Source organism: Streptomyces sp. LaPpAH-108 (assembly GCF_000373625.1).
Classification (GTDB): Bacteria; Actinomycetota; Actinomycetes; order Streptomycetales; family Streptomycetaceae; genus Streptomyces.
In genome coordinates, this window is the sequence record NZ_KB891988.1 from 722,601 (window position 1) to 742,786 (window position 20,186).

At 71.5% G+C, this 20,186-nt stretch carries 18 protein-coding genes and 1 riboswitch; of the genes, 13 read left to right on the forward strand and 5 right to left on the reverse strand.

Annotated features, from left to right (window positions below; translation table 11 throughout):
• Positions 1-41 precede the first annotated feature (41 nt).
• Entirely contained in the window at positions 42-443 is a 402-nt protein-coding gene (locus B079_RS0109410; protein WP_018545537.1) for a response regulator, read from the reverse strand.
• A gap of 145 nt (positions 444-588) precedes the next feature.
• Between B079_RS0109410 and B079_RS0109415 the strand changes: the two genes are divergently transcribed.
• The 6 genes from B079_RS0109415 (at position 589) to B079_RS0109440 (ending at position 7,681) form a co-directional block, all read left to right on the forward strand.
• The gene (locus B079_RS0109415) at positions 589-1,209 is read left to right on the forward strand and encodes a cytochrome c oxidase subunit 3 (protein WP_026248512.1); all 621 of its coding nucleotides are present in this window, start codon (positions 589-591) and stop codon (positions 1,207-1,209) included.
• 62 nt (positions 1,210-1,271) lie between these two features.
• Positions 1,272-2,084: a c-type cytochrome gene (locus B079_RS0109420; protein WP_018545540.1), complete on the forward strand. Its 813-nt coding sequence runs from the start codon at positions 1,272-1,274 to the stop codon at positions 2,082-2,084.
• Complete coding sequence (locus tag B079_RS0109425) at positions 2,081-3,139, forward strand: ubiquinol-cytochrome c reductase iron-sulfur subunit (RefSeq protein WP_018545541.1); 1,059 nt, start codon at positions 2,081-2,083, stop codon at positions 3,137-3,139. The genes B079_RS0109420 and B079_RS0109425 overlap by 4 nt, the downstream gene beginning before the upstream one ends.
• Positions 3,136-4,773: a cytochrome b gene (locus tag B079_RS0109430; protein WP_018545542.1), complete on the forward strand. Its 1,638-nt coding sequence runs from the start codon at positions 3,136-3,138 to the stop codon at positions 4,771-4,773. The genes B079_RS0109425 and B079_RS0109430 overlap by 4 nt, the downstream gene beginning before the upstream one ends.
• A gap of 136 nt (positions 4,774-4,909) precedes the next feature.
• A complete protein-coding gene (trpD, locus tag B079_RS0109435) occupies positions 4,910-5,974 on the forward strand; it encodes an anthranilate phosphoribosyltransferase (protein WP_018545543.1) in 1,065 nt (354 codons plus the stop codon).
• A 99-nt stretch (positions 5,975-6,073) separates the two neighbouring features.
• Positions 6,074-6,190: riboswitch (SAM riboswitch) on the forward strand.
• Between the two features lie 150 nt (positions 6,191-6,340).
• Positions 6,341-7,681 carry an aminotransferase class V-fold PLP-dependent enzyme gene (locus tag B079_RS0109440; RefSeq protein ID WP_018545544.1) on the forward strand — a complete coding sequence of 447 codons (1,341 nt, stop codon included), beginning with the start codon at positions 6,341-6,343 and terminating at the stop codon, positions 7,679-7,681.
• Positions 7,682-8,140: 459 nt separating this feature from the next.
• On the opposite strand, the gene B079_RS0109445 is transcribed toward B079_RS0109440, so the two are convergent.
• Both B079_RS0109445 and B079_RS0109450 read right to left on the reverse strand, forming a co-directional pair.
• On the reverse strand, positions 8,141-8,422 hold the full coding sequence (locus B079_RS0109445; RefSeq protein WP_018545545.1) for an Lrp/AsnC family transcriptional regulator: 282 nt from the start codon (positions 8,420-8,422) through the stop codon (positions 8,141-8,143).
• The gene (locus B079_RS0109450; protein WP_026248513.1) at positions 8,419-9,162 is read right to left on the reverse strand and encodes a rhomboid family intramembrane serine protease; all 744 of its coding nucleotides are present in this window, start codon (positions 9,160-9,162) and stop codon (positions 8,419-8,421) included. Before B079_RS0109450 ends, B079_RS0109445 begins: the two co-directional genes overlap by 4 nt.
• 154 nt (positions 9,163-9,316) lie before the next feature.
• On the opposite strand from B079_RS0109450, the gene B079_RS0109455 reads away from it, so the two are divergent.
• From B079_RS0109455 to B079_RS0109475, 5 genes are all read left to right on the forward strand, one after another.
• Positions 9,317-9,556, forward strand: coding sequence for a hypothetical protein (locus B079_RS0109455; protein WP_018545547.1), 240 nt, complete (start codon positions 9,317-9,319; stop codon positions 9,554-9,556).
• Positions 9,557-9,600: 44 nt separating this feature from the next.
• Positions 9,601-10,944, forward strand: a complete 1,344-nt coding sequence (locus tag B079_RS0109460) for an NYN domain-containing protein (RefSeq protein WP_018545548.1) — start codon at positions 9,601-9,603, stop codon at positions 10,942-10,944.
• A gap of 222 nt (positions 10,945-11,166) precedes the next feature.
• Positions 11,167-12,207 carry an NlpC/P60 family protein gene (locus B079_RS0109465; protein WP_018545549.1) on the forward strand — a complete coding sequence of 347 codons (1,041 nt, stop codon included), beginning with the start codon at positions 11,167-11,169 and terminating at the stop codon, positions 12,205-12,207.
• 215 nt (positions 12,208-12,422) lie between these two features.
• Positions 12,423-13,433, forward strand: a complete 1,011-nt coding sequence (locus B079_RS0109470; RefSeq protein WP_018545550.1) for a C40 family peptidase — start codon at positions 12,423-12,425, stop codon at positions 13,431-13,433.
• A gap of 34 nt (positions 13,434-13,467) precedes the next feature.
• Positions 13,468-14,649, forward strand: coding sequence for a hypothetical protein (locus tag B079_RS0109475; RefSeq protein WP_420705762.1), 1,182 nt, complete (start codon positions 13,468-13,470; stop codon positions 14,647-14,649).
• Between the two features lie 19 nt (positions 14,650-14,668).
• Here B079_RS0109475 and B079_RS0109480 read toward each other — a convergent pair whose 3' ends face one another.
• Entirely contained in the window at positions 14,669-15,904 is a 1,236-nt protein-coding gene (locus B079_RS0109480; protein ID WP_018545552.1) for a glycosyltransferase family 87 protein, read from the reverse strand.
• Positions 15,905-16,065: 161 nt separating this feature from the next.
• On the opposite strand from B079_RS0109480, the gene B079_RS0109485 reads away from it, so the two are divergent.
• Positions 16,066-17,208, forward strand: a complete 1,143-nt coding sequence (locus tag B079_RS0109485) for a glycosyltransferase family 4 protein (protein WP_026248515.1) — start codon at positions 16,066-16,068, stop codon at positions 17,206-17,208.
• A gap of 19 nt (positions 17,209-17,227) precedes the next feature.
• On the opposite strand, the gene B079_RS0109490 is transcribed toward B079_RS0109485, so the two are convergent.
• A complete protein-coding gene (locus tag B079_RS0109490) occupies positions 17,228-19,024 on the reverse strand; it encodes an AMP-dependent synthetase/ligase (protein WP_026248516.1) in 1,797 nt (598 codons plus the stop codon).
• Positions 19,025-19,320: 296 nt separating this feature from the next.
• Here B079_RS0109490 and B079_RS0109495 point away from each other — a divergent pair, with 296 nt between their 5' ends.
• On the forward strand, positions 19,321-20,130 hold the full coding sequence (locus tag B079_RS0109495; RefSeq protein ID WP_078495889.1) for a metallophosphoesterase family protein: 810 nt from the start codon (positions 19,321-19,323) through the stop codon (positions 20,128-20,130).
• Positions 20,131-20,186 lie beyond the last annotated feature (56 nt).

A 20,186-nucleotide genomic window follows, 5' to 3' on the forward strand; every position in this document is an offset into this window, starting at 1 on the left:
CGTACGGGCCCGCCCGGCGGCTCCCGCGCCCCCAGGGCGCCTCAGGCGCTCTGCAGGCGCCGTCCGCGCAGCAGGGAGGCCAGGGCCTCGGCGAACTCCATCGGGTCGACCGGCAGCGTCACCGCCGCGTCGGCCCGGCTCCAGGTGGCCAGCCAGGCGTCCTGCGGGCGCCCCATCAGCAGCAGCACCGGCGGGCAGTCGAAGACCTCGTCCTTGAGCTGACGGCACAGCCCCATGCCGCCCATCGGCACCGCCTCGCCGTCCAGCACACAGACGTCGATGCCGCCCGCGTCCACCGCGCGCACCGCGGCCTCGGGCGTCGCGCACTCCACGAACTCGACCCGGGGCACGTCCGGAGCGGGCCTGCGGCCGGTGGCCAGCCGCACCTGTTCCCGGGTGGTGGAGTCGTCGCTGTACACCAGCACAGTGGCGGTCGGCTGCATGGTTCCTCCGAGACGTCGGCGTCGTACGGACGGGCCTTTCCGGGGCGGATGTTACTCCGCCGAACACCACGTCAACACCGGTACGACAAGCACGGACACTCCGAACGGCACCCCCGGAGTGAGGGCGAGATAAGCGACCGACATAATGTCGGTCGTGGCGACAGCAACGACAGTAGAAACCGGGCACGCGCACCCGTCGGTCAATCGACCGAACCTCACCAGCGTCGGAACCATCATCTGGCTGAGTTCCGAGCTGATGTTCTTCGCGGCCCTCTTCGCGATGTACTTCACCGCTCGATCGGTGACCGGATTGGATCACTGGAAGGAGATGGCGCACGCGCTCAATGTGCCCTTCTCCGCGACCAACACCACGATCCTGGTGCTCTCCTCCCTGACCTGCCAGCTCGGCGTGTTCGCCGCCGAGCGCGGGGACGTGAAGAAGCTCCGCGCCTGGTTCATCATCACCTTCATCATGGGTGCGATCTTCATCGGCGGGCAGATCTTCGAGTACACGGAACTGGTGAAGAAGGACGGCATCTCGCTGTCCTCCGACGTCTACGGCTCCGTGTTCTACCTGACCACCGGCTTCCACGGCCTGCACGTGACGGGCGGTCTCATCGCCTTCCTGCTGGTACTGGGCCGTACCTACGCGGCGAAGCGGTTCACCCATGAGCAGGCGACCGCCGCCATCGTCGTGTCCTACTACTGGCACTTCGTCGACGTGGTCTGGATCGGCCTCTTCGCCACGATCTACTTGATCAAGTAGCGGGGACCGTTCCCGCACATCCAGAAGCACCGACGCAGAAGATCCTGACACCGGGGTAATCCGTGAAAAAGCTCTCCGCACGACGACGCCATCCGCTGGCGGCGGTCGTCGTCCTACTCCTCGCGCTGGCGGCAACTGGGGGGCTGTACGCCGCGTTCGCACCCGCGAGCAAGGCCCAGGCCGATGAAACCTCCCAGTCCCTGACCATCAAGGAGGGCAAGAAGCTCTACGAGGTCGGCTGCGCCAGCTGCCACGGCACCGGTGGCCAGGGCTCCTCCGACGGGCCGAGCCTGGTCGGCGTCGGCGCCGCCGCGGTCGACTTCCAGGTCGGCACCGGCCGTATGCCGGCCTCGACCTCCCAGATGGCTCAGCTCCCGCGCAAGAAGACCATCTACACCCAGGCCGAGATCGACCAGCTCGCCGCGTACGTCGCGTCGCTGGGCGCCGGCCCGAGCGTGCCCACGAAGGAGCAGTACGGCCCGGAAGGCGCGGACATCGCCGCGGGTGGCGAGCTGTTCCGCACCAACTGCGCGCAGTGCCACAACTTCACCGGCAAGGGTGGTGCCCTCACCAAGGGCAAGTACGCCCCCAGCCTTGAGGGCGTCGACCCCAAGCACATCTACGAGGCCATGCAGACCGGCCCGCAGAACATGCCGTCCTTCCCCGACACCACGATGACGGAGAAGAACAAGAAGGACATCATCGCGTACCTGCACGCGGTCAACGGCAGCGAGACCGAGAACCCGGGCGGTCTGGAGCTGGGCGGCCTCGGGCCGGTCAGTGAGGGTCTGTTCGCCTGGATCTTCGGCCTCGGCGCGCTGATCGCGGTAGCCGTCTGGGTCGCCGCTCGGACCGCAAAGGCCAAGAAGTCATGAGTAGCCAAGACAATTCTGAAGAGAACCTGCCCGCTGAGCAGGACCACGCGCACGGCGCGGTAAGCGTCGCGGACGAGAAGAACCCGTTCGCCGACCCGGGGCTGCCGCCCCACGAGCACCGGATCCAGGACATCGACGAGCGGGCCGCCGACCGGTCCGAGCGCACGGTCGCCCTGCTGTTCACGATCTCGATGCTGGCGACCCTCGGCTTCATCGCCTCGTACGTCACCGTCCCGCGCGACAAGTCGATCTTCGTCTTCCCGATCGGTCACGTCAGCGCGCTGAACTTCGCGCTGGGTCTGACCCTCGGTACGGCGCTGTTCTGCATCGGTGCGGGCGCCGTCCACTGGGCGCGCACCCTGATGTCGGACGTCGAGATGGTGGCCGAGCGTCACCCGATCGCGGCGGAGCCCACGGTCCGCGCCCAGGTCTTCGACGACTTCCGCCAGGGAGCCGCCGAGTCGGGGATCGGCCGCCGCAAGCTGATCCGCAACACCATGTTCGGCGCGCTGGCCCTGGTGCCGCTCTCCGGCGTCATGCTGCTGCGCGACCTCGGCCCGCTGCCGGGGACCTCGCTGCGGCACACGCTGTGGGCGAAGGGCAAGCTCCTCGTCAACGTGAACACCAACGAGCCGCTGCGTCCCGAGGACGTGGCCGTGGGCTCGCTGACCTTCGCCAAGCCCGAGGGCCTGGAGGAGACCGACGAGGACTTCCAGAACCAGATCGCCAAGGCGGCCCTGATGATCGTCCGGCTCCAGCCGGAGAACATCAAGGACAAGCAGGAACTGGCCTGGTCCCACGAGGGCATCGTCGCCTTCTCGAAGATCTGCACCCACGTGGGCTGCCCGATCTCCCTGTACGAGCAGCAGACGCACCACGTGCTGTGCCCGTGCCACCAGTCCACCTTCGACCTCTCCGACGGCGCCCGGGTGATCTTCGGTCCTGCCGGTCACGCCCTGCCCCAGCTGCACATCGGCGTGAACGACGAGGGTTACCTCGAAGCGCTCGGCGACTTCGCGGAGCCCGTCGGTCCTGCATTCTGGGAGCGCGGATGAGTACTGCGAACAACGACGCTTCCCGCTCGGGCGGGAAGGCTCCGGCCGGCGAGCGCATCGCCGACTGGGCGGACGGCCGACTGGGGATCTTCTCCCTGGCCAAGGCCAACATGCGCAAGGTCTTCCCGGACCACTGGTCGTTCATGCTCGGCGAAGTGTGCATGTACAGCTTCCTGATCATCATCCTCACGGGTGTGTATCTGACGCTGTTCTTCCACCCGTCGATGAACGAGGTGGAGTACCACGGCAGTTACGTCCCGCTCCAGGGACAGCTCATGTCGGAGGCGTTCAGCTCCACGCTGCACATCTCCTTCGACGTGCGCGGTGGTCTGCTCATCCGGCAGATCCACCACTGGGCCGCGCTGATCTTCCTCGCGGGCATGTTCGTGCACATGATGCGCGTGTTCTTCACCGGCGCGTTCCGCAAGCCGCGTGAGGTCAACTGGCTGTTCGGCTTCCTGCTGTTCGTCCTCGGCATGTTCACCGGTTTCACCGGTTACTCGCTCCCGGACGACCTGCTCTCCGGCACCGGTGTGCGCTTCACCGAGGGTGCGATCCTGTCCATGCCGATCGTCGGCACGTACATCTCGTACTTCCTCTTCGGCGGCGAGTTCCCGGGCCACGACTTCGTGGCGCGGTTCTACTCGATCCACATCCTGCTGCTGCCGGGCATCATGCTCGGTCTGATGGTGGCTCACCTGATCCTGGTCTTCTACCACAAGCACACGCAGTTCGCGGGTCCGGGGAAGAAGGAGACCAACGTCGTCGGCATGCCGCTGCTGCCGGTGTACATGGCCAAGGCCGGAGGCTTCTTCTTCCTGGTCTTCGGTGTCATCGCCGTCATCGCGGCGATCGCGCAGATCAACCCGATCTGGGCGATGGGCCCCTACCGGCCCGACCAGGTCTCCACCGGCGCCCAGCCCGACTGGTACATGGGCTTCGCCGAGGGTCTGGTCCGCTACATGCCGGGCTGGGAGATCAACTTCTGGGGCCACACGCTGGTCCTGGGCGTCTTCATCCCGCTGGTGCTGTTCGGCCTGGTCCTCGCGGCCATCGCGGTCTACCCGTTCATCGAGTCCTGGGTCACCGGCGACAAGAGCGAGCACCACATCCTGGACCGCCCGCGCAACGCCCCGACGCGTACCGCGTTCGGTGTCGCCTGGATCACGGTCTACATGATCGGTCTGGTCGGCGGTGGCAACGACCTGTGGGCCACCCACTTCCACCTGTCGATCAACGCCGTGACCTGGTTCGTCCGCATCGGCTTCTTCGCGGGCCCGGTGATCGCGTTCATCATCACCAAGCGGATCTGCCTCGGCCTCCAGCGCCGCGACAAGGAGAAGGTGCTGCACGGCCGCGAGACCGGCATCATCAAGCGCCTGCCGCACGGTGAGTTCATCGAGGTGCACGAGCCGCTCAGCCAGGATCAGCTCCACACCCTGACGGCGCACCACCAGTACGAGCCGGCCGAGATCGGCGCGACGGTGGACGAGAACGGTGTCGAGCGCAAGGTGCCGGCGTCGGAGAAGCTGCGCGTCAAGCTCTCCAACGCCTACTACGGCGAGGACAACCAGATCCCGAAGCCGACCGTCGAGGAGTACAAGGAGATCACGAGCGGCCACGGCCACCACTGATCCCCGCGTCGCCACACGCGGCGAAGGGCCCCGTCCGGAATCCGGGCGGGGCCCTTCGCCCTGTTCGGGCTGGATAGGGTGGGGGTGGGCACCGGCGTGCCCCCCGGTACGAAGACTTTTCACACAGGAGCGGCTGATGAGCGCTGTGACCCCCGCTGGAGGCGACACCGCGGCGGGCCGTTCCTGGCCCGCCGTACTGAACTCCCTGCTGGAGGGCGAGGACCAGAGCGCCGACGCGACCGCCTGGGCGATGGACCGGCTCCTGCGCGGCGAGGCGACCGACGCCCAGATCGCCGGGTTCCTGGTCGCGCTGCGCGCCAAGGGCGAGACGGTCGAGGAGATCACCGGCATCGTCCGGGCGATGTACGACCACGCGAACGTCATCGAGGTGCCGGGCCGCACCGTCGACATCGTCGGCACCGGCGGCGACGGCGCGAAGACCGTGAACATCTCCACGATGTCCTCGATCGTGGTCGCGGGCACCGGTGCGAAGGTCATCAAGCACGGCAACCGCGCCGCGTCCTCCGCCTCCGGCTCCTCCGACGTGCTGGAGAAGCTGGGCGTCAATCTGGAGCTGACCCCGCGGCGGGTGGCCGAGGTCGCGGAGGAGGCGGGGATCACCTTCTGCTTCGCGATCAAGTTCCATCCGGCGCTGCGGCACGTGGGCGCGGCGCGCGGCCAGCTCGGCATCCGTACGGTCTTCAACGTCATCGGCCCGCTGACCAACCCGGCCCGGGTGCGGTCGCAGGCGGTCGGCGTCGCCAACCTCGCCATGGCGCCCATCGTGGCGGGCGTCTTCGCCGAGCGGGGCAACTCCTCGCTGGTCTTCCGGGGCGAGGACGGCCTGGACGAGCTGACGACGACCTCGCCCTCGCGGGTGTGGATCGTGCGGGACGGCAAGGTCACCGAGGAGGTCTTCGACCCGCGTGACGTCGGCATCGAGCTGGTCCCGGTGGACGCCCTGCGCGGTGGCGACCCGGCGTACAACGCGGAGGTCGCCCGCAGGGTCCTCGACGGCGAGACGGGGCCCGTACGGGACGCGGTGCTGCTGAACTCGGCGGCGGCCCTGGTGGCCCTGGACCCGACCGGGGCGCCGCTGGCGGACCAGCTGCGTGCGGGCATGGCGCGGGCGGCGGAGTCCATCGACTCGGGCGCGGCCCGGCGGACGCTGGAGCGGTGGGTGGCGGCGACGAACCGCTGAGGCGGCGACGTGACCGGCGTCCCGCGATGACGTGACCGGCGTCCCGCGATACGGACGCCGGTTGCGGGAACCGTCCGGTCCCCGCTAATTTCTCGATCAGGTCATGAGTGACAGCCAACAGGCCCCGGCCGGCTGTCCGGCAACCCTCCGTCCGTGGCGGGGTGCCCCGGGTGAGGACCAGGCCGTAGGCAGCGAGGTCTGCGGCAAGCGCGGTCGAGGGAGCCTTCCTTGAGCAAGCGAATGTCCTAGGGCCGCTGAGCCCCGCCTCCGCACGCCCCTTTCTCTTCTTCTTTCCGAGTCGTCGCGTGCCGGGACTTGTCGTACCCGCGTGCCGACTCCGGGCTTTCTCACGGGAGTTGACCCCTCATGTCCGTGCTCATCGCTGCCCCCGCCGTTTCCGCTCCGCTGCCCGTGCTCGGGTGCGGGGTCACCGTGCCGCTCGTCACCGGGGGCGAGGTGGAGTGCGCCGCGCTGGACTACGCGGCGAGCGCCCCCGCCCTGCGGCGCGTCTGGGACGACGTGGCCGCCTACGCGCCGTACTACGGCAGTGTCCACCGGGGCGCGGGGCAGCTGTCCCGGCTCTCCACCGAGCTGTTCGAGAACGCCCGCCGGACGGTGGCGCGGTTCCTGGACTGCCGCCTTGACGACCAGGTGGTGTTCACCCGGTCGACCACCGACTCGCTGAACCTGCTGGCCCGCGCGCTGCCCGCCGGGTGCGAGGTGTTCGTCTTCGAGACCGAGCACCACGCGGCGCTGCTGCCCTGGCCGCAGGAGGGGGTCACCGTCCTCGCCGCGCCGCGCAGCCCCGAGGCGGCCGTGGCCACGCTGGAGCGGGCGCTCGCCGCGCGGGACACGGCCGCTCCGGCGCTGGTCTGCGTCACCGGTGCCTCCAATGTCACCGGGGAGCTGTGGCCGGTGCGTGAGCTGGCGGCGGTCGCCCATGCCCACGGCGCCCGGATCGTCCTGGACGCGGCCCAGCTGGCCCCGCACCACCCGGTGAGCGTGCGCGAGCTGGACGTGGACTGGGTGGCCTTCTCCGGGCACAAGCTGTACGCGCCCTTCGGCTCGGGGGTGCTGGCCGGGCGTTCCGACTGGCTCACGGCGGCCGAGCCGTACCTCGCGGGCGGCGGGGCGAGCCGCCGGGTCGTACGGGGTGCGGACGGCCGCATCGAGGTGGAGTGGCACGAGGGCGCCGCCCGGCACGAGGCGGGCTCCCCGAACGTCATCGGCGCCTACGCCATCGCCTCCGCGTGCGCGGCGCTGGAGGAGGCGGGCCTGGACCGCCTGGCCGAGCGGGAGGCGCTGCTGATCCGCCGGGTGCGCGAGGGTCTTGCGGAGGTGCCCGGCGTCCGCGTCCTGTCCCTCTTCGGGGACGACGCCCCGCGCGTCGGCGTGCTCTCCTTCGTGGTCGCGGGCTGGAACAGCTCCCACCTCGCCGCCGCCCTCTCCGCCGAGTACGGCATCGGCGTCCGCGACGGCCTCTTCTGCGCCCACCCCCTGGTCCGCACCCTCCTGGACGGCACCCCCGACACCGACACCGACTGCGGCACGCCGGACGCCCCCCTGAACGCGGTCCGAGTCAGCTTCGGCGCGGGCACCCCGGCGGAACACGTCGACCGCTTCGTGACAGCCGTACGGGAACTGGTCACCCACGGCGCGAAGTGGCGCTACCGCACGGAGAACGGGCACTGCGTTCCGGAGTCCTGACCACCGGCCTCCGATGCGGGTCCGCAGAAACGGGGCCGACGCCCGATGCGAGGGCCCGATCACCCCGAGGCGACCGGGGCCCGCGCCGCGCGGGCCATAAGGATGCGGCCAGACCGATCCCGCTCACGCGGACGCCCGAGCCAGAGAAGGCTGGGCACCCCCCTGGGCGGCCGACGGCCCGTACGGGACGGGCCCCGGCCCCGGTCCGGCAGGTGGGGCGGCGGATCGCGCCCCCGCGCGGGTCGGGCGGGAGATGCTGGACGGCCTCAGGTGGGCGGTCCTGTGCGGGATGGGTATCCGGTTCGGGTCTGGTGGGTGGGGCGGCGGTCGATCGTGCTTCCGCGCGGGTCCGGCGGGAGGGGCTGGACGGCCCAGATGGGCGGCCACGTGCCGGACGGCCCTCCGGGGCCCGGCCGCGAGGCGCACCGCCGGAGGTGAACCGCTGAGCCGCCGGAGGCTCTAGTTGTCGAGGCCGATCGCGAACGCCGCTTCCAGGTCGTGCTGGGAGTAGGTGCGGAAGGCGACGTGGGTGTCGGTGGCCTCTACGCCGGGGATCTTGCTGATGCGGGCCGGGATGACCTCGGCGAGGTCTTCGTGGCGGGCGACGCGGACCATGGCGATGAGGTCGTAGGTGCCGGTGACGGAGAAGACCTCGCTGACGCTGTCCAGGGCGGCGATCTGCTCGGCGATCTCCGGAATCCGGTCCACGCTGGTCTTGATCAGGACGATCGCGGTGATCACGGCTGCTTTTCTCCCTCGGACGCCGGGGCCGGAACGACCTTCACTTTAGCCCGCCGCCCGTACCGCACCCACGCGTAGCCGAAGCCCAGGCAGAAGCCGACCACGTGGGCGAGGTAGGCCACCCCGGGGCCCTCGGGGGCGTGGGAGGCCGCGAACCACTGGAGGGCGGCCCAGAACGGGAGGACCACCCAGGCGGGGAAGCGCAGCGGGAGGAAGAAGAGGAAGGGGAGCAGACTGGTGACACGGGCACGCGGGAAGAGGTGCAGAAAGGCGCCGAGCACCGCCGAGATCGCCCCGGAGGCCCCCACCAGGGACTGCTCGGAGCTCGCGTTGGCGATCGCGTAGCCCAGCAGGGCGAGATAGCCGCAGCCGAGGTAGAACAGCGTGAACTCGACCCGGCCCATCCGCTCCTCGGTCATCACCCCGAAGACGAGGAGGAAGAGCATGTTGCCGAGCAGATGCACCCAGCTGCCGTGCACGAACAGCGCCGTGGCCGGGGTCAGCGCCTCCCGCACCGGCGCGGCGAACAGCTCGGCCGGGATCACGCCCCAGTGCCGGAAGTACGCCCGCTGCGCCACCAGCAGCGCGTCCCCGGTGCCGTACGTCCGGGTGAACCCCGAGGCCGGGCCCAGCACGAAGAGCAGACAGCACAGGGCGATGAGGCCGTACGTCATCGGGGCCGGGGCGTCCCGGGCCGCTCGGAAGGTCCGCCCCGCACCCGCACTCCACTCTCTGATCATGAATACAGAGCATGACGTAACCGGACGCACTGGTACACACCGCCTCGCCGCCATGGGCGGACGGGCGACGGATGCCCCGCAGGCCGTAGGGTTACGTGCCACACGTGTCGGTGAACGGCGCGCACCCGACCCGAGAAGGAAGCGAACAGCCACGATGACGGTTCCCCTGCCGACCGCCACGACGCGATGGCGCTGCACTCTCTGCGGCAACCTCACCCGCTTCGACGTGACCCGCTCCTCCAAGGTCGTCGAGTACGTCCACCTCGACCTCGCCGGGGAACCCGCCGTCGAGGAGCGTGAGGTGGTCAGTGAGACCATCGAGTCGGTCCGCTGCCGCTGGTGCAACGCGGTGGATCAGGTGGAACTCGTGGACAGGCCGGGCGCCGGCTCCTGAGCGGAGCGGGCCGCGACGACAGCAGAGGCATTGGGGTGTGACGGATGGTGGAGACCGGGGGCGGGGGGCCGGACGACGGCACCGCCGAGGTGCTTGACCGTCCGCTGCCCGACGGCGTGCGCCGACGGGTCGTCCAGATCGTCTCGGACGCCTTCGGCTCGCTGACCATGGCCGAACTGCCCGCCCAGCTGCGGCAGTACGCCCGCTTCGCCCCGAACCGGCGGGCCAAGTTCGCCGGGAACGCGATGGCCGCCGCCCTGGAGACGGACCGGCTGTTCCGCCAGCGGGTCGGGGAACGCTACAGAGAGGCGCAGCCGGAGCTGTCCGGTGCCCTCGACTCCGGCTCGCCGCCCCCGGCCGCGGACCCGCTCGACGTGGCGGCTGCGGCCTATGTGCTGCGCCCGGTGGGCTGGGTCAAGCTGGTCACGGCGGCCGGTGAGGAGGCCCAGCGCGCGGACGCGGAGCGGGCCGACGAGGAGAGCCGGGCCGAACTGGAGCGGCTGCGCGAGGAGTTGGCGCACGCCCGCGAACACACCCGCACCGAGACCGAACGGCTGCGCGCCGAGCTGGACTCGGCCCGCAAGGACGCCGAGTCGGCGCACCGCAAGCTGCGTTCGGCGCTCAGCGACATCAAGCGCGGGGAGGCCGCGCTGCGCAAGGCGCGGGCCGAGACCGACGCGGCGCGCGCCGAGGCGCAGACCCGGGTGTCGGCCGCCGAGAGCGAGTCCCGGCGCCTGAAGGCCCGGCTCGGTGAGGCGGAGGCGGCCCTGGAGGCCACCCGCCGGGCTGCTCGCGAGGGCCGCAGCGTGGAGGACATGCGGGTACGGCTGCTCCTGGACACCGTGCTGGAGTCGGCCCAGGGGCTGCGCCGGGAGCTGGCGCTGCCGCCGGTCTCCGTGCGCCCGGCCGAGACCGTGGACGCGGTGGAGCCGGGCCGGATGACCCCGAAGGACATCGCGGCCCGCGCCCTGTCCGAGCACGACCCGGCGATCCTGGACCAGCTGCTCGCGCTGCCGCAGGCACATCTGGTGGTCGACGGCTACAACGTCACCAAGACCGGCTATCCCCAGATGCCCCTGGAGAAGCAGCGCCTCAGGCTCCTCGGCCAGCTCTCCGCGCTCGCCGCGCAGACCGGCGCGGAGGTCACCTGCGTCTTCGACGGCGCCGAACTGGCCGCGCCGGTGCTGCTGGCGCCGCCGCGCGGGGTGCGGGTGCTGTTCTCCAAGCCGGGCGTCACCGCCGACGAGCTGATCCGTCAGTTGGTCCGGGCCGAACCGCCGGGCCGCCCGGTGATCGTGGCCTCCACCGATCGCGAGGTCGCCGACGGAGTCGCGCGTTCCGGTGCCCGCCCCGTGGCCTCTGCGGTACTTCTCAAGCGACTGTCCTGAAAGGCGCCTTAAGGGTAACGAGCGCACTGCTTGTCCGAATTGAGGGCAAAGCTGCACGACGTACGGTCAAACATGCGTCACTTCTTGTGAGTTGAGTGCAAAAAATGCATGGCAGGTTTGGATTTTTTGCTGTGAGGATTTGAACTGATCACGACGAGGTCACTAGGGTCAGGGCTCGAACCTCCTAGCGGGTGATCACTCACAAGAAGGAGTTCCAACTCCGTGGCGTCCCACCGTCGACCCAAGCAGCCGAACCGCACGCGTGTCACCGTGCTGACCGCAGCAGCCGCCGCCGCTGTCGCGCTGAGCGCGAACGCGGCCAACGCGGCCCCGACCGAGAAGCTCGGCAAGAGCGAGGTCAAGGCGAAGGTCGACAAGCTCTACGAGGAGGCCGAGCAGGCCACCGAGAAGTACAACGGTGCCAAGGAGAAGCAGGAGAAGCTCCAGAAGGAGATCTCCACCATCCAGGACAACGTCGCGCGCGGTCAGCAGGACCTCAACAAGCTGCGCGACGGCCTGGGTTCGATGGCCACCGCCCAGTACCGCTCGGGCGGCCTCGACCCCTCCGTCCAGCTCTTCCTCTCCTCGGACCCGGACGACTATCTCGACAAGGCGTCCACGATGGACCAGTTGAGCGCCCAGCAGGTCGAGGGTCTGAAGAAGATCCAGGACAAGCAGCGCGAACTCGCCCAGGAACGCGCCGAGGCCAGCGAGAAGCTCAAGGACCTCGCCTCCACCCGCACTGAGCTGGGCAAGAAGAAGCAGGAAGTCCAGGGCAAGCTCGCCGAGGCCCAGAAGCTGCTCAACACGCTGACGGCCAAGGAGAAGCAGGAACTCGCCGAGAAGCAGGCGCGCGCCGACCGCTCCTCCGCCGAGCGCGTCCAGCTGGGCGGCAACGTCAAGGGCTCCGGCTTCGCGGGCGCCGCGTTCTCCGCCGCCCAGAGCCAGATAGGCAAGCCGTACGTCTACGGCGCCACCGGCCCCTCCTCCTTCGACTGCTCGGGTCTGACCTCGTGGGCCTACGCCCAGGCCGGTGTCACCATCCCGCGCACCTCCGAGCAGCAGGCCAACATCGGCACCCGCATCACCTCGGTGAACGACCTCCAGGTCGGTGACCTGGTGTTCTTCTTCAACGACATCCACCACGTCGGTCTCTACGCGGGCAACGGCCAGGTCCTGCACGCCCCGCGCACCGGCACGGTCGTGCGCTACGAGTCGATGAGCACCATCGGCGGCCCGTTCATGTTCGGCGTCCGCGTCTGACGAGCCCTCCGAACGGGCGAATCACCCCGCCGCCCGGCGACCCCGCGCCCCGCCCCTGACCTGCGTCGGTGGCGGGGCGTCACCGTGCGTGTCCCCCGAGGTCTTTGGCCGCCGCCCCGCCGGGCGGTTATGGTCTGGCGCGTTTCCCCGGCGTCGCGGGCCTCTTCGTCCCCGGTGCCCGGGAAACGGTCATGTCCGCCAGCGGAAGGACTGCCGTGGGGGCCCATCGCCGCCTCGCCACCACCGGATGCGACCGGGGCACCGCCGCCCTGTGCGTGCTGTCGGCCACGGCCGCCGCGCTCGGCGCCGTACCGGCCCACGCGAGCCCGCACCCGAGCCCCCGGGCCGAACTGGACCGGCTCTACGCGGAGGCCGAGCGGGCCACCGAGGACTACGACCGGGCCGACGAGCGCGCCGACGCCCTGCGCCGCGAGGTCCACCACGCCCAGGACCGCCTCGCACGCGACCAGCAGAAGATCAACGACCTGCGGGAGCAGCTGGGTTCGCTCGCCGGGGCCGAGTACCGCTCCGGCGGTCTCGACCCGTCCGTCGCCCTGTTCCTCTCCGCCCGCCCCGAGCACTATCTCGACCAGGCATCCGTCCTGGACCGGGTCGGCACCCGCCAGGCCGGACAGCTGCGCGAACTGCGCACCACCCTGCGCGAGGTCGCCCAGGAGCGCGCCGAGGCCGCCGGGAAACTCGCCGACCTCGAACGCGGTCGCGCGGCCGTCGCCCGGCACAAGCGCATCGTGCGCGCCAAACTCGCCGCCGCCCGGCGCCTGTTCGACTCCCTGCCCGCCTCCGAACGCGCCGCCTACGACCGCGCGGGCCGCTCCGGACGCCCCGGGCTCGACGCCCTCCTGGGGACGGGCGCCCCCGGCACCCGGGCCGCCGCCGCGCTCGCCGCCGCCCGCTCCGCCCTCGGCCGCCCCTACGTGTGGGGCGCCACCGGACCCTCCTCCTTCGACTGCTCGGGCCTCATGCAGTGGGCCTACGCCCACGCGGGCATCCAGCTCCCGCGCACCTCCCAGGAACAGCGCTTCGCGGGCCGCCGCGTCTCCCTCGCCGAGGCCCGCCCCGGCGACCTGGTCTTCTACCGCGCCGACGCCAGCCATGTCGCGATGTACGTCGGCCACGGCCAGGTCGTCCACGCCCCGCACCCCGGCGCCGCCGTGCGCTTCGACCCGGTCGGCATGATGCCCGTCTCCTGGGTGACCCGGCCCTGAGCCCCCGGTGCTCCCCACCCTCTACGATCGGACGATGGCCGGCCGGGCACGGGTGTGGAGCGTCATGGCGGCGGCGCTCGCTCTGCCGCTCGCCGGCTGCGTCGCGCCCGCCCCCGGCGACACCGCCAAGGCCCAGGTGCAGCGCCTCCTGGACCGCCGCGCCACCGCCCTGCTCGGCCACGACGAACACGGCTGGGCCGCGACCGGCACCCGCACCGCCTACCCCCGGCTGCGCGCCCTCCCGCTCGCCTCCTGGGCCTACCAGGTCACCGCCGTCCACCCCACCGGCACCGGGGCCGCCGCGGACGCCGAACTGCGCTACCGCATCGCGGGCTACGACACCGCCCCCGCCGTCGCCCGCCGCACCCTCACCCTGGACCGCACCGCCGACGGCGGCTGGTACGTCACCGCCGACGCCCCCGCCCGCTCCGCCGGACGCCAGCTGTGGGACGAGGGCACCGTCACCGCCGTCCAGGGCACCCACAGCCTGGTACTCGGCACCGGACGCTCCGCCGCCGAGCTGCGCGAGTACGCCCGCCTCGCCGACCGCGCCGTACCGGCCGTCACCGGGGCCTGGGGGAGCGGCTGGGCGCGCCGGGTCGTGGTGGTCGTCCCGCACACCCTGGACGACATGGCGGCGCTGCTCGGCTCGCCCGCCGCCGAGTACCAGGGGATCGCCGCCGTCACCACCGCCGAGACCGGCGGCGCCAAGGACACCCCGGCGGACCGGGTGATCGTCAACCCGGAGGCGTACGGCGCGCTCGGGGACCTCGGCAAGCAGGTCGTGCTCACCCACGAGACCACTCATGTCGCCACCCGCGCCGCCACCACGGCGGCCACCCCGCTGTGGCTCTCCGAGGGCTGCGCCGACTGGACCGGCTACCTCGGCACCGGCCGCACCCCCACCGAGATCGCCCCCGAACTCGCCCGCGCCGTGCGCGCGGGCCACCCCCCGGACGCGCTCCCCGCCGACCGCGACTTCGGCTTCACCAGCGACCCCACCCGGCTCGCCCAGTCCTACGAGGCGGGCTGGCTGGCCTGCCGGATGATCGCCGACCGCTGGGGCGAGCCCCGGCTGCGCGCCTTCTACCGCGCCGTCGGCGCCCACGGACGGCGCACCGGCGCGGTCGAGAACGCGCTCAAGCGGGTGCTCGGCACCACGCCCGCCGAGTTCACCGCCCAGTGGCGGCGCTACACCCGCGACCAGCTGACCTGAGCCCGCCGCGAGCTCGCGGTCAGGAGCTGACCGGCGTCTCGTCGGCCCGGGCGGCCTGCGGCGGGACCGACGCGGCGGGCGCCGGAGGCACCGTGGAGCGCCACAGCCGACGGCCCGCCGAGAAGGTGGCGGCGACCAGCAGCCCGTTGCGCACGAACATCAGCGTGACGCCGTACCAGTCGCTGGTCACCACGTGCACGAAGCCGAGCGGGAACTCCAGGACCGTCACCAGCGAGGCCGCGAGCACCAGCACGGCCGGGAGACCCATGCGGGAGGAACGGTACGTCAGACAGACGGCGGCCAGGCCGATCAGCCACACCAGGTACTGCGGGCTGATCACCCGGCTGGTGACCGTGAACAGCAGCACCGCGGTGAACGCGGCCTCCGCGAGCGTGGCCGGGCCCCGGCGGGTCACCCGCAACCGCCAGATCACCAGCCAGCCGAACGCGGCCCCGGTCAGCACGAGCGCGGCCGTGCTCACCACGTCCACGTACGGGCCCAGGAACTCGATCGAGCCGTAGTTCAGCAGCACCTGGCCCTCCCAGCCGAAGTGCCGGGCCACATGGAAGACCAGCGCGCCCAGCGACTCCACCTCGGTGCCCCGGTCCCGCTGGAAGGTCAGGAACGCGAACGCGCCCGGCATCGACACCGCGAACACCGCCGCGAGCCCGGCCGCGGTGACCGCCGCCGCACCCCAGGCACGGCGCCGGAAGGAGCCCACGAGCAGCAGCGCGGGCCACACCTTCACCAGCGCGCCGAGGGCGGTCAGCGCGCCCATCACCCGGGGATGCCGGGCGGCCGTGAGCAGCGCGGCCACGGCGACGGCGGTCACCATCAGGTCGTAGCGGGCGTAGACCGTGGGGCCGAGCAGCGGGACACCGGCGGTCCAGGCCCACAGGCCGCGCCGGGAGCGCCCAGGACGCCCGCCCGTGCGCCACAGCAGGACGAGCACCACCAGGTCGGCGGCGCAGGCCAGGACGTAGAAGGCGGTCGGGTAGTCCAGGAAGGGCAGCAGCGCGGGGGAGAGGATCGCGAGCGCGGCGGCGGGCGGGTACTGCCAGGTCACGTCGTCCAGGGGAAACGTTCCTTGACGCAGGACCTCGTACCAGCCCCGGTAGATCACGGACACGTCCGAGGTGACGTCCGGGCCCGGGAAGACGTACACCTTGAACACGCACAGCAGCAGCACGGCGCGGGTCACCGCCCACAGGGCCGCCGGTGCCGCCGGGAAGCGCCGGGCGCCCTTGGTGTCCACGTGATCCCCTGCCGGTCGGTTGCGGGCCGTACGCATGGCGCGCGTGCCGCGCGTCGGAAGACTCATGATGTCCTTTACGGCTGTACCCCGGCCACCGACTCCGCCGGGGCCGGAACCCGGCCGGGCGAACGGGTCCGGGCGGCCCGGTAATGTCGGCGGCGATGCACAAGACCCTGATCGTGACCAACGACTTTCCGCCCCGCCCCGGCGGCATCCAGGCGTTCCTGCACAACATGGCGCTGCGCCTGGACCCCGACCGCATTGTCGTCTACGCCTCCACCTGGAAGCGCGGCCGGGAGGGTGCCGAGGCGACCGCCGCCTTCGACGCCGAGCAGCCTTTCACCGTCGTACGCGACCGTACGACCATGCTGCTGCCCACCCCGGGAGCGACCCGGCGGGCCGTGGAACTGCTGCGGGAGCACGGCTGCACCTCGGTGTGGTTCGGGGCGGCGGCACCGCTCGGTCTGATGGCGCCCGCGCTGCGCCGCGCCGGTGCCGGGCGCCTGGTGGCGACCACCCACGGCCACGAGGCGGGCTGGGCCCAGCTGCCCGCCGCCCGGCAGCTGCTGCGCCGGATCGGGGACGCCACGGACACGATCACCTACCTGGGCGAGTACACCCGCTCACGGATCGCGGACGCGCTCAGCCCCGAGGCCGCCGCGCGGATGGTCCAGCTGCCACCGGGCGTGGACGAGAAGACCTTCCACCCCGGCTCCGGCGGCGACGCGGTGCGCGCCCGGCTCGGGCTCACCGACCGGCCGGTCGTGGTGTGCGTCTCCCGGCTGGTGCCGAGGAAGGGCCAGGACACCCTGATCCGGGCGCTGCCCGCCATCCTCGCCGCCGAGCCGGACGCGGTGCTGCTGATCGTCGGCGGTGGCCCCTATGAGCGTGAACTACGCCGTCTGACAAGGGAGTTGGGCGTCTCGAAGGCCGTGCGCTTCACCGGCGCCGTGCCCTGGTCCGAGCTGCCCGCGCACTACGGCGCCGGGGACGTGTTCGCCATGCCGTGCCGCACCCGGCGTGGGGGCCTGGACGTCGAAGGGCTCGGCATCGTCTACCTGGAGGCGTCCGCCACCGGCCTCCCGGTCGTCGCCGGGGACTCGGGCGGGGCGCCCGACGCCGTGCTCGACGGCGAGACCGGCTGGGTCGTGCGGGGCGGGGAGCCCGCGGAGGCCGCCGAGCGGATCACCGCCCTTCTCGCCGACGAGGGGCTGCGCCGCCGGATGGGCGAGCGCGGACGCGCCTGGGTCGAGGAGAAGTGGCGGTGGGACCTGCTGGCCCAGCGGCTGCGGGAGCTGCTGTAGAACGCGCCCGAGGGGCGGTCTACTTCGCGTAGATCGCCTCGATCTCGTCCGCGAAGTCCTTGGCCGCCACGTTCCGCTTCAGCTTCAGCGACGGGGTCAGGTGGCCCGACTCCTCGGTGAACTGGGTCGGCAGGATGCGGAACTTGCGGACCGACTCGGCCTTGGAGACGGCCGCGTTGCCGTCGTCCACGGCGCTCTGGACCGCCGCGATCAGGTCCGGGTCGTCGCGCAGGGAGGCCGCGGTGGAGCCCTCGGGCTTGCCGTGCTCGGCGGCCCAGCGGCCCAGGAACTCCTCGTCGATGGTGATCAGCGCGCCCACGAACGGGCGCCCGTCGCCCACCACCATGCACTCCGCGACCAGCGCGTGCGCCCGGATGCGGTCCTCTATCACCGCCGGGGCGACGTTCTTGCCGCCCGCCGTGACGATGATCTCCTTCTTGCGGCCGGTGATGCGGAGGTAGCCGTCCTCGTCGAGGGTGCCGATGTCACCGGTGTGGAACCAGCCGTCGGCCAGCGCCTCCTCGGTCGCGGCCGGGTTGTTCCAGTACTCCTTGAACAGGTGCTCGCCGTGCAGCAGCACCTCGCCGTCGTCCGCTATCCGCACGACCGAGCCGGGCAGCGGCTGGCCGACCGTGCCGATCTTCTGCCGGTCCCACGGGTTGAACGCCGTCGCCGCGCAGGACTCGGTCAGGCCGTAGCCCTCCAGGACCGTGAAGCCGATGCCGCGGAAGAAGTGGCCGAGCCGTTCGCCCAGCGGGGCGCCGCCCGAGATCGCGTACTCGCCCCGGCCGCCGAGCACCGCGCGCAGCTTGCCGTAGACCAGCTTGTCGAAGACCTTGTGCTTGAGTTTCAGCTTCAGCGAGGGGCCCGCCGGGGTGTCCAGCGCCTTGCTGTAGGCGATCGCGGTGTCCGCGGCCTTGTCGAAGATCGCGCCCTTGCCGTCCGCCTGCGCCTTGGCACGCGCGGAGTTGTAGACCTTCTCGAAGACGCGCGGGACGCCCAGGACCATCGTCGGACGGAACGAGGCCAGCTCGTCGGTGAGGTTCTTGATGTCCGGGACGCAGCCCAGCTTGATCGGCGCCATCATCGGCGCGACCTGCACCAGGCGCCCGAAGACATGCGCGAGCGGGAGGAACAGCAGCACCGAGCACTCGCCGGTACGGAACAGCGGGCGCAGCCGCTCGACGATGTTGCCGCACTCGGCGAAGAAGCTGCGGTGGGTCAGCACACAGCCCTTCGGGCGCCCGGTGGTGCCGCTGGTGTAGACGATGGTGGCCGGGTCGTCGGCCTTGGCCAGCGAGCTGCGCTCCTGCACGGTCTCGTCCGACACGTCCGCGCCGAGCCGCCCCAGCTCCGCGACGCCGTCGGCCTCGATCTGCCACACGTTCTTGAGCGCGGGCAGCTCCTCGCGCACCGCCTCCACGGCCGCCGCGTGCGTGTCCAGCTCGACGACACAGGCCGTCGCGCCCGAGTCGGAGAGGATCCAGCGCACCTGCTCCGGCGAGCTGGTCTCGTACACCGGCACGGTGACCGCGCCCGCGCTCCAGATCGCGAAGTCCAGGAGGGTCCACTCGTAGCGGGTGCGGGACATCAGGCCCACCCGGTCGCCCGGCTGCACCCCGGCGGCGATCAGACCCTTGGCGGCGGTGTGCACCTCGGCGAGGAACTGACGGGCGCTCACGTCCTGCCAGACGCCACCGGACTTGCGGGCGATCACGGCGACGTCCGGGTGCTGCGCGGCGTTTCTCCGGACGATGTCCGTGAGGTTGCCGTCCGAAGGGACCTCGTACATGGCCGGAAGGCTGAACTCGCGCAAGACTGCTGCTCCTCATAGGGCGCCGGCGCCACGACACTGTGTGATGCGACGGTGCGGTCCACGGCTCGGGCGGTGCTCGGGGCCCCTCCTGGCGGGAACCGGAGCACGACTTGGACTGCCCGGACGTTACCCGTCGGTATGGCGTCTACGACAGGGGGGCCGGGCGAGATGTTCGCTGCGTCACACAGGATGGCGTTGCTCCGCGCAGACTAGTCGACCTGCCCACCGACGGGCGAGTAACCGCAGGCGGCGACGGCACTGTTCACGCACACCGCACACGCCTACCCTTGATCGCCATGGCTTCTCCACCTGCCCGTAAGCCCGCCCGCACGGCACGCACGCGCGTCCACGTGGTCAGCGACGTCCACGGCAACGCCCGGGACCTGGCCCGCGCCGGAGAGGGCGCGGACGCGCTGATCTGCCTCGGTGACCTCGTCCTCTTCCTCGACTACGCCGACCACTCGCGCGGCATCTTCCCCGACCTGTTCGGCGCGGCCAACGCCGACCGCATCGTCGAGCTGCGCACCGCCCGCCGCTTCGAGGAGGCGCGCGCCTTCGGTGCCGAGCTGTGGGCGGGGCTCGGCACGGACCGGCGTACGGCGATCGAGTCCGCGGTGCGCCGCCAGTACGCCGAGCTGTTCGCCGCCTTCCCCACCCCTACGTACGCCACCTACGGCAACGTCGACATGCCGCCGCTGTGGCGCGAGTACGCAGGGGAGGGCACCACCGTGCTCGACGGCGAGGTCGTCGAGATCGCGGGCCGCACCTTCGGCTTCGTCGGCGGCGGCCTGCGCACGCCCATGCGGACGCCGTACGAGATCGACGACGAGGAGTACGCGGCGAAGATCGAGGCGGTCGCCGGGGTGGACGTCCTGTGCACCCACATCCCCCCGGAGGTCCCCGACCTGGTCTACGACACGGTCGCCCGCCGCTTCGAACGCGGCAGCCGGGCCCTCCTGGACGCGATCCACCGCACCCGCCCCCGCTACTCCCTCTTCGGCCACGTCCACCAGCCGCTGTCCCGCCGGATGCGGATCGGCTCCACGGAGTGCGTGAACGTGGGGCACTTCGCGGGGAGCGGGCGGCCGTGGGCGCTGGAGTGGTGAGGGGGCGCGGGGCGGGGGATCGCGCGTTCCGGCGGGTGGGATGAAGGTGGCGGGGT